Raw genomic sequence first — 9,120 nt, 5'->3', positions numbered from 1 at the left:
GTCGGCAGGCACCGGCGCGTCGAAGTGGACGTCGCCCTTGCCGCCCGGATCGTCGAAATGCAGCGCACGGGCGTGCAGCATCTGGCGCTCTGCCCCGGCAATGTTCTTGCCGCCGTAGATGGTGTCGGCCAGCAGCGGATGCCCCAGGCTGGCCATGTGCACTCGGATCTGGTGGGTTCGTCCCGTTTCCAGGCGGCATACCACTTCGGTGACACGGCCGCCGGGTTCCACCGAGCCGCGCCGGGCCGGCGCGTAATTGGTGATGGCCGGCTTGGGCGCGACGGGCCGTTCGACGCTCATGCGCACCGGCACGCGCGGATCGCGGCCGATGGCGCGGTCGACCTTGCCCGCGGCGGCAACCCAGCCGTGCGCCAGGGCCACGTATTCGCGGCCCATGCTGCGCGCCTGAAGCTGGCGCACGAGTTGGGTCTGGGCGATATCGTTGCGCGCCACGACCATCAGACCGGAGGTGTCCTTGTCCAGGCGGTGCACGATGCCCGCGCGGGCGACCTGCGCGAGCTCCGGGTAGCGATGCAGCAGGCCGTTGAGCAGCGTGCCGCTCCAGTTGCCGGCCCCGGGGTGGGTGACCAGGCCCGCCGGCTTGTTGACGACGATCCAGTCAGGGCTTTCCGCGACCACGCCGAACTCAACGGGTTCGGGCGTGAAGGCCAGCGCGTCGGGCGCGGGTTGGGCCCAGATGGTGAGTTCGTCGCCGGGGCCGACCGTCTGGCGGATCTTGCCTGGCGCCCCATTGACCAGGACGTTGCCGGATTCGATCCAGCCTTGCAGGCGGTTGCGGGAATGGTCGGGCAGGAGGCCGGCCAGAATCTTGTCGAGCCGGTCGGCGCGCGTGGCGGACGGCACGGTTACAAGTTGCGGCTCCCCGCGGCCGGATTCGTCGAGATTTTCGTCGGCGCTATCGTCGGAAACAAGATCTGCGCGGGCGGCTGTATCAGACATGGAGACAAATCATATAATCAGCCTGCCATGCTAACACCAAGGATACGATTCTCGTGATTCACCACCCTGCAGCTCCCTCGAACCCCGCATCCCGCAGCGGGTCGGTTTTGCGCGTGGTCATCGCGCTTTTTGCCGTCATCGTCATCGCCGGTTGCAGCGGGGCGGACAGCAAATACGACAAGACCACCAACTGGAGCGCAGAACAACTCTACGCGGACGCCAAGGCCGAAATGGCGTCGGGCGGCTGGAAGGAAGCGCGCGAGCGCCTGACCGCCATCGAAAGCCGCTATCCGTTCGGCGTCTACGCGCAGCAGGCGCTGCTTGAACTGGCCTACGTCAACTGGAAAGACGGCGAAAACGAGCAGGCGCTCGCGGCCATCGACCGCTTCCAGCAGCTTTATCCCAATCACCCCGGCACCGATTACGCGCTCTACCTGAAGGGCCTGGTCAACTTCACGCCGGCCAGCGCCTTCATGAGCAACATCACCGGCCAGGATCCGGCCGAGCGCGATCCCAAGGGTCTGCGCGCGTCCTATGACGCCTTCACCGAGCTGATCAAGCGCTACCCCGAAAGCAAGTACAGCGTCGACGCCGAAAAGCGCGTGGCGTGGCTGGTCAACACCATCGCCATGAACGAAGTCCACGTCGCCCGTTATTACTACGAGCGCGGCGCCTACGTGGCCGCCGCCAATCGCGCGCAGACCGTCATCACCGACTTCGAAGGCGCCCCCGCCACCGAAGAGGCCCTCTACCTGATGGTTCAGTCGTACGACAAACTGAACATGACCGACCTGAAGAACGATGCCCAGCGCGTCTACGACAAGAACTTCCCGAACAGCGCGTTCCGGACCCAAGGCCTGAAGGCCGACAGGAGCTGGTGGAATCCCTTCAACTGATTCCGCCTGCATGGGAAGCAAAAAGCCCTTCAGATTTCTGAAGGGCTTTTTTTCGTCTGTGCGACGGAGGGTGCCGGGTGTTATGCGTCGTCCGGTCCGCGTTTGCGGCGGTAGAACGCCAGCACCTCTTCCAGTTCGCGGGTGCGCGCAAACGGCGGCAGGCCGCGCCACAGGCGCTTGCCGTACGGCTTTTCCACCAGCCGCGCGTCGCCCACCATCAGTACGCCCCAATCGGATTCGGTACGGATCAGACGGCCCGCGCCCTGCTTGAGCGAGATCGCGGCTTCGGGCAACTGGTATTCGGCAAAGGGATTACCACCCTGCGCCCGGCAGGCGCGCAGGCGGGCCTCGATGACGGGATCGTCGGGCGGCGCGAACGGCAGCTTGTCGATCGCCACCAGCGTCAGCACGTCGCCCGGCAGGTCGATGCCTTCCCAGAAGCTGGCGCTACCGACCAGCACCGGATGCTTGAGCTTGCAGAAGCGGTCCAGCAGGTCACGGCGAGTGCCCTCGCCCTGCTTGAGCAGCGGCCAGTCGTGTCCCGCGTCGTCGAAGGCGTCGGCCAGCAGGTTGGCAACCTTGTCGACGGCGCGCAGCGTCGTACAGAGGACCAGCGTGCCGCCCGGGCTGGCCTCCAGCAGCGGCATCAGCGTCTGCACGAAGCGGTCCAGGAACTGCGGCGATTGGGGTTCGGGCATGCCACGCGGCACGAACAGCAACGCCTGCTCGGGATAGTCGAACGGCGACTCCCATTTGCCGGTGCGGGCGGTGTCCAGGCCAAGCTGGCTGGTGAAGTGCGTGAATTCGCCGTTGATCGACAGCGTGGCCGACGTCATGATCCAGGCTTGGCCGGGCTTGCGGAACTTGGAGAACGCCTGCGCCACGGACAGCGGCGCCGAATGCAGCCGCACGTGATGCAGGCCGTGCTCGACCCAGCGCACGGCCGGGCCGGTCCATTGTTCGGCCTGCGCGGCGCCTTCAAGCAAGGCCGCGGGCGTGGACGGACCGTCGCCCAGCGGGCTCTGCATGGGGGCCTGATCGTCGCGGCCCCAGCCTTCGTCGTCGTGCGCGCCGCCGCTGCGGCCGGGCGTGGCCCAGCGCTTGAGCTTGACCGAGATTTCCGCGCCCATGCGCGCGGCGGCGAGCAGATCCGGATGCTTTTCGGCGACTGCGCCCAGCGCCTTGGTGGCGCTGTCGATGGCTTCGCGCAGCGACAGCAGCGCTTCGTCGAATTCCTCGGGGTTGGGAATGGCCTCGAACGTGGCCTTGCGGCCCGGCATCTTGTCCAGCGGCGCACAGACCAGCCGCAATTCGCGCGCGGCGGTTTCGATGTGACGGCTGACGTCGCTCCATTTGGCAGCTTCGCGCGCATACGCCAGACCCGCGACTTCCAGCGCGCGGCCGAAGTCCATCAGCTGGTGCGTGGACACGCTGCTGCCCAGAAAGCGCGTGGCGGTGTCCGGCAACTGATGGGCTTCGTCGAAGATGACGGTGTCGGCTTCAGGCAGCAGGTCCGTGACGCCCTCTTCGCGCAGCATCAGGTCCGCCATGAAGAGCGCATGGTTGACGACGACGACGTCGGCTTCCTGCGCCTGGCGGCGCGCCTTGACGACAAAGCAATCGCGGATGCGCGGGCATTCCTGGCCCAGGCAGTTCTCGCGGGTGGACGTGACGCGTTGCCAGATGTCGGCGTCTTCGGGCACCTGCGCGAGATCGCTGCGGTCGCCCGTTTTGGAGATGCCTGCGAACACCTGGATCTGGCGCAGCTGCTGGATTTCGGAGCGGGACTTGAGCGCGCGCTCGTCACCCTGCAGGCGTTCGAGGTGATAGTGGCACACGTAATTGCCGCGCCCCTTGAGCAGCGCGGCCGTGACGGGCGCAGCCAGCGCGGCGCGCACGCGCGGCAGATCGCGCGCGAAAAGCTGGTCCTGCAGGGTGCGCGTGCCGGTGGAAATGAGCACCTTGCCGCCCTGGATGAAGGCGGGTACAAGATAGGCCCAGGTCTTGCCGATGCCGGTGCCGGCTTCGGCCACGAGCGTGGCGCGGTCCTGGATGGCCTGGCCAATGGCCTGCGACAGTTCCACCTGCGATGGACGCGGCTTGTAGCCGGGCAAGGCCGTGGCCAGCGGCCCGTCCTCGTCAAAGAATTCGGATATGTCCAGGTCCAGCATTACAGCAGCCTAATGTAGGGCCCCAAATGATACCCGCTGGCGCGCCCTTTTCCTGCTTGCGGCCTGCCGCAACGCCCTTGGCAGAGGGACGGATCAGTCACTTCGGCCACGTTCCGTAACAACGGCTTATGGCACAATCCGCCCCTCGTTTTCCCTTTTTGCCGTCGTATAGAGATGTCTGAAACTTCCACTATCACGAACGTCGCCACCGGCGTCGACAACGCCCGCATCGTCGCTCAGCTCGCCACCGAGTTGGGCGCCCGCGCCTCCCAGATCGCTGCGGCGGTGGAACTGCTGGATGACGGCGCCACCGTGCCCTTCATCGCCCGCTACCGCAAGGAAGCGACTGGCGGCCTGGACGACACTGTGCTGCGCAACCTGGAAGTCCGTCTGGGCTACCTGCGCGAGCTCGAAGAACGCCGCGGCGCCATCCTGGAATCCATTTCGCAGCAAGGCAAGCTGACGCCCGAGCTGCAGCAGGAAATCGCCACGGCCGACACCAAACAGCGCCTGGAAGACCTGTACGCGCCGTACAAACCCAAGCGCCGCACGCGCGCCCAAATTGCCCGCGAAGCCGGCCTCGAACCGCTGGCCGACGCCATCCTGGCCGATCCCGCTTGCGATCCCGCCGCGCTGGCCGCGCAGTACCTCAATCCCGAAGCCGCCATCAACGACGCCAAGGCGGCGCTCGATGGCGCGCGCGACATCCTGGCCGAACGCTACGCCGAAAACGCCGACCTGCTGGCCGACATGCGCGAGCACCTGTGGTCCACCGGACTGGTGTACTCCAAGATGATCGAGGGCAAGGAAACCGAAGGCGCCAACTTCCGCGACTGGTTCGACTTCAACGAGCCGCTGCGGACTCTGCCCTCGCACCGCATCCTGGCGCTGCTGCGCGGCCGCCAGCAAGGCGTGCTCGAGCTGCGCCTTGGCCTGGAAGCCGACCTCGAAGCCCAGACGCCGCATCCGTGCGTGGCCCGCATCGCCAACTTCCTGAAGCTCGGCAACGGCCTGTTCGCACTGGACGCCACGCCGCGCGCGCGCTGGCTGGGTGAAGTCTGCCGCTGGACCTGGCGCGTCAAGCTCCTGACCGCATTCGAAAGCGAGCTGATCGGCCGCCTGCGCGAAAGCGGCGAAGCCGAGGCCATTCGCGTGTTCGCCGCCAACCTGAAAGACCTGCTGCTGGCCGCGCCGGCCGGTCCGAAGGCCGTGCTCGGCCTGGACCCCGGCATCCGCACGGGCTGCAAGGTCGCCGTCATCGACAAGACCGGCAAGGTTGTCGACACCACCACCGTGTACCCGTTCGAGCCGCGCCGCGACCGCGAAGGCACGATCAACACGCTGGCCGCGCTGGTGGCGCGCCACAACGTGGACCTGATCGCCATCGGCAACGGCACGGCTTCGCGTGAAAGCGAAAAGCTCGTCGGCGACATGATGGAGCGCTTCCCCGACCTGAAGGTCACCCGCGTCGTCGTTTCCGAAGCGGGCGCGTCGGTGTATTCGGCCTCCGAAATCGCCGCCCAGGAATTCCCCGACCTCGACGTAACACTGCGCGGCGCCGTGTCCATTGCCCGCCGCCTGCAGGACCCGCTGGCCGAACTGGTCAAGATCGATCCAAAGGCCATCGGCGTGGGCCAGTACCAGCACGACGTCAACCAGCGCGAACTGGCACGCTCGCTGGACGCCGTGGTCGAAGACTGCGTGAACGCGGTGGGCGTGGACGTGAACACGGCGTCGGCTGCGCTGCTGGCCCGCGTGTCCGGCCTGAACTCGCTGCTGGCCAAGAACATCGTCTCTTTCCGCGACGAAAACGGCGCGTTCCCCACGCGCGAGATCCTGCGCAAGGTTCCGCGCTTTGGCGAAAAGGCCTTTGAACAGGCTGCCGGCTTCCTGCGTATTCCCAATGGCGACAACCCGCTGGACGCCTCGTCGGTCCACCCCGAAGCCTACCCGGTGGTCGAGCGCATCGTGGCCAAGATCAAGGCCGAGGTCAAGCAGATCATCGGCCAGCGCGAAGCCCTGAAGGGCGTGTCGCCATCGGACTTCACCGATGAACGCTTCGGCCTGCCGACCGTCAAGGACATCTTCGCCGAACTCGAGAAGCCCGGCCGAGATCCGCGCCCCGAGTTCAAGACGGCGCAGTTCAAGGAAGGCGTGGAAACGTTGAACGACCTGTACCCGGGCATGGTGCTGGAAGGCGTGGTGACCAACGTGGCCAACTTCGGCGCGTTCGTCGACATCGGCGTGCATCAGGACGGCCTGGTCCACATCTCGGCGCTGGCCGAGAAGTTCGTGAAGGATCCGCGCGACGTGGTCCGCGTGGGCCAGACGGTCAGCGTCAAGGTGCTGGAAGTGGACGCCGCGCGCAAGCGCGTGGCGCTCACCATGCGCCTGAACGACACCGCCGCGCCCGCCCGCCGAAGCGCCGATGCGCCCAAGGGTGGTGATCGCCCGCGCCGTCAGGGCGATGGCGGCCGTAACGCAGGCGGCGGCGCAGCAGCGTCGATGAACAGCGCCATGGCCGACGCGTTTGCCAAGTTGAAGCGCTGATCCGCTGATCCCTCGGGATCCCTGCTTTACCGAAATCCCGGCGTCCGAGGCGCCGGGATTTTCTTTTGGGCGGCCCCTTCAGGTCGCATCCAGGTCGTCTCGCTGCAGCCTAGGGGCTTACCCTTAAATCACTCGCTTTCGTTGCGCTCTCTCAAGTCGGCACCCGAGAAATAAGTGAAAATATCCAATTGTGTCTAAATAATAAAAGCCGATGTGGCGCTGCCGCTCACAACAGCGGTCACCGGCGGCACAAACACCCACGGTCAGGCGAGCTACTGCGCGAAGCGTCTGTCGGGGAGCAGCATCAGAACAAGAGCGCGCCCCCTGATAGCTCGGAGATCCGTTCCGCCATGCTCAGCACCATTACGCTCGCCGCAAACGAAACTGCAACCATCACCGACAAGGACGCCACGGCAAGCGGCGTCTACGGCGACGTGACGTTGGGTCAGTATTCGCATCTGATCGTCGACCGCGCCGACCTCACCTTCAAGCACGTCACACTCGAACGCCTGGGCAGCCGGGTCATCGAACTGCGCAATGGCGCGCAACTGCATGTGGGCGCGCTGGGATTTGCCAGCATGGGCGCCAGCATCGTCTACCGCATCGGCATCGGCTGCGTGATCACCTACGACGCCAGCCAATGGGATCCCGAAGTGGTGGCCAACACCACGTTCGACTTCGCCAGCGAGGGCAGCGGCACGCTGAAGTACTTTCCGTTCATCAATCCGCAATGGCTGGACTGTCCCCACGTCACGGGCTATTCGGACGGCGATCAGCTTGAAATCGCGGGACAAAGCCGCGTGCAGCGCTTTCAGGTTCGCGACGGGCGCATCGTCGCCAGCGCACGCCTGAACTGAATGCAAAACGGCGCGGATTGCCCGCGCCGTCTCTGTCCATCCGCTACCCGCTACCGGCTATTCCTGCGCCAGCGACAGCAGCGCTTCGCGCGTGCGCGCGATGCCCGCAGCCGGTTCGCCCTGCACACCGTCGGGCGCGGTTGCGACCGTCACGCCGTCGATCACCACCGCATAGCCCTGGGCATTGGCCTGCAGGACGCTGTCGGCGGGTTCGGACTGCAGGCGGCGCATCAGCGCGCCCGCTTCCTTGGGATCGGCGAAGCGCTGCGACAGCAACAGTTCCTCGCCATCGGCGGCCAACAGGCGGAAGCGGAAGCCGCCGTCCTCGTCGCGGAAGCTGACGAATCGCGCTCCCTTGGACTTTTCCTTCTTGCCCTGGGCGCTCTTGCCCGCCGTGGCGGCGGCGCCCAGCGTGCGCAGGCCGACCGCCTCGCGCAGTTCTTGCATGAACGGCACGGCAAGCTTGCGCGCCTTGGCGGCGCCCGCCTGCAGGATGTCTTCGATGCGGCCCGGGTTGGCCATCAGATCAACGTACTTTTCGCGCATCGGGGCCAGCAGGTTTTCCAGGTGCTCGAACAGCGCCTGCTTGGCATCGCCCCAGCCCATGCCGGCCTCGAGCTGCTGGCGGAACGCCGCCGATTGCTCGGACGTGGCAAACGCGCGGTACAGCGTGTACAGATGGGACGATTCGGCGTCCTTGGGTTCGCCCGGCTCGCGCGAGTCAGTCACGATGCGCATCACCGAGGCGCGTAATGCGCTTTTGCCGCCTTCGAAAAGCGGAATCGTGTTGTTGTAGCTCTTGGACATCTTGCGGCCGTCCAGCCCGGGCAGCGTCGCCACATCTTCTTCGATGACCACCTCCGGCAGCGAGAAATACTCGCGGCCATATAGATGATTGAAGCGCTGCGCGATGTCGCGCGCCATTTCCAGATGCTGAATCTGGTCGCGGCCCACGGGCACCTTGTTGGCGTTGAACATGACGATGTCCGCGGCCATCAGGATCGGGTACGAGAACAGCCCCATGGTGATGCCGTCGTCCGGATCCACGTTCTTGGCCACGTTCTGGTCCACCGAGGCCTTGTAGGCATGCGCCCGGTTCATCAAGCCCTTGGCGGTCACGCAGGTCAGCAGCCAGCTCAGTTCGGGGATCTCGGGGATGTCCGACTGGCGGTAGAACGTCACGCGCTCGGGGTCCAGGCCCACCGCCAGCCACGTCGCGGCGATCTCAAGGCGCGAGCGCGCCACGCGCGCCGGGTCGTCGCATTTGATCAGCGCGTGGTAGTCCGCCAGAAAGAAGAATGCGTCCACGCCGGGCTGCGTGCTGGCCTGCACCGCCGGACGGATCGCGCCCGCGTAGTTGCCGAGATGGGGAGTTCCAGTCGTGGTGATGCCGGTAAGGACGCGGGTGTTCATGAGGCGAGAAGGCGGTTGCTAGGGGAAGCCCTGAGTGTAACGTGCCGCAGCCCGGCCCCGCCCCGGAAAGACTCGAGGCCCCGCGCTTACAGCACCGCCAGCACCGGCGCCGCTAGCGCGCACAGGCCGCCCGCGGTCAGCGCGGCGCGCGGCCGGAAGGTCAGGAACCAGATCAGCAGCAGACCGGCGATGCTGAGGATGCCGATCCATTCGACCGTGCCGTAACTCCAGCCCCAGACCGCCGCCGACGCCCATAGCGACAGCGCCAACGAC

The 9,120-nt window shown here is 66.1% G+C and carries 7 protein-coding genes; 3 read left to right on the top strand and 4 right to left on the bottom strand.

Going from position 1 to position 9,120, the window contains the following annotated elements:
• Positions 1 to 960, bottom strand: a 960-nt coding sequence (locus tag B3446_RS26790; RefSeq protein WP_291387039.1) for an RluA family pseudouridine synthase, incomplete at its 3' end; no start/stop codon positions are given.
• A 107-nt stretch (positions 961 to 1,067) separates the two neighbouring features.
• On the opposite strand from B3446_RS26790, the gene B3446_RS26785 reads away from it, so the two are divergent.
• Positions 1,068 to 1,856 (top strand): outer membrane protein assembly factor BamD, encoded by a 789-nt coding sequence (locus tag B3446_RS26785; RefSeq protein ID WP_175123345.1) that lies wholly within the window; start codon positions 1,068 to 1,070, stop codon positions 1,854 to 1,856.
• 80 nt (positions 1,857 to 1,936) lie between these two features.
• Here the strand turns inward: B3446_RS26785 and B3446_RS26780 are convergent, their stop codons facing one another.
• Complete coding sequence (locus tag B3446_RS26780) at positions 1,937 to 4,027, bottom strand: ATP-dependent DNA helicase (protein WP_291387037.1); 2,091 nt, start codon at positions 4,025 to 4,027, stop codon at positions 1,937 to 1,939.
• A 174-nt stretch (positions 4,028 to 4,201) separates the two neighbouring features.
• Between B3446_RS26780 and tex the strand changes: the two genes are divergently transcribed.
• Complete coding sequence (tex, locus tag B3446_RS26775; protein ID WP_291387035.1) at positions 4,202 to 6,577, top strand: RNA-binding transcriptional accessory protein Tex; 2,376 nt, start codon at positions 4,202 to 4,204, stop codon at positions 6,575 to 6,577.
• Between the two features lie 350 nt (positions 6,578 to 6,927).
• Complete coding sequence (locus tag B3446_RS26770) at positions 6,928 to 7,434, top strand: hypothetical protein (protein ID WP_291387033.1); 507 nt, start codon at positions 6,928 to 6,930, stop codon at positions 7,432 to 7,434.
• 57 nt (positions 7,435 to 7,491) lie between these two features.
• Here B3446_RS26770 and B3446_RS26765 read toward each other — a convergent pair whose 3' ends face one another.
• Both B3446_RS26765 and B3446_RS26760 read right to left on the bottom strand, forming a co-directional pair.
• Positions 7,492 to 8,847 carry a tryptophan--tRNA ligase gene (locus B3446_RS26765; RefSeq protein ID WP_291387031.1) on the bottom strand — a complete coding sequence of 452 codons (1,356 nt, stop codon included), beginning with the start codon at positions 8,845 to 8,847 and terminating at the stop codon, positions 7,492 to 7,494.
• A gap of 86 nt (positions 8,848 to 8,933) precedes the next feature.
• Positions 8,934 to 9,120: DUF3325 domain-containing protein (locus B3446_RS26760; protein WP_291387029.1), on the bottom strand; the 187-nt coding region annotated here is incomplete at its 5' end.

The sequence above is a fragment of the Achromobacter sp. UBA5777 genome, from assembly GCF_002418565.1.
In the GTDB taxonomy this organism is placed as follows: Bacteria; Pseudomonadota; Gammaproteobacteria; order Burkholderiales; family Burkholderiaceae_B; genus Achromobacter; species Achromobacter animicus.
Note: the sequence above shows the minus strand (reverse complement) of the source record. Positions and strands in the feature narration are given on the sequence as shown.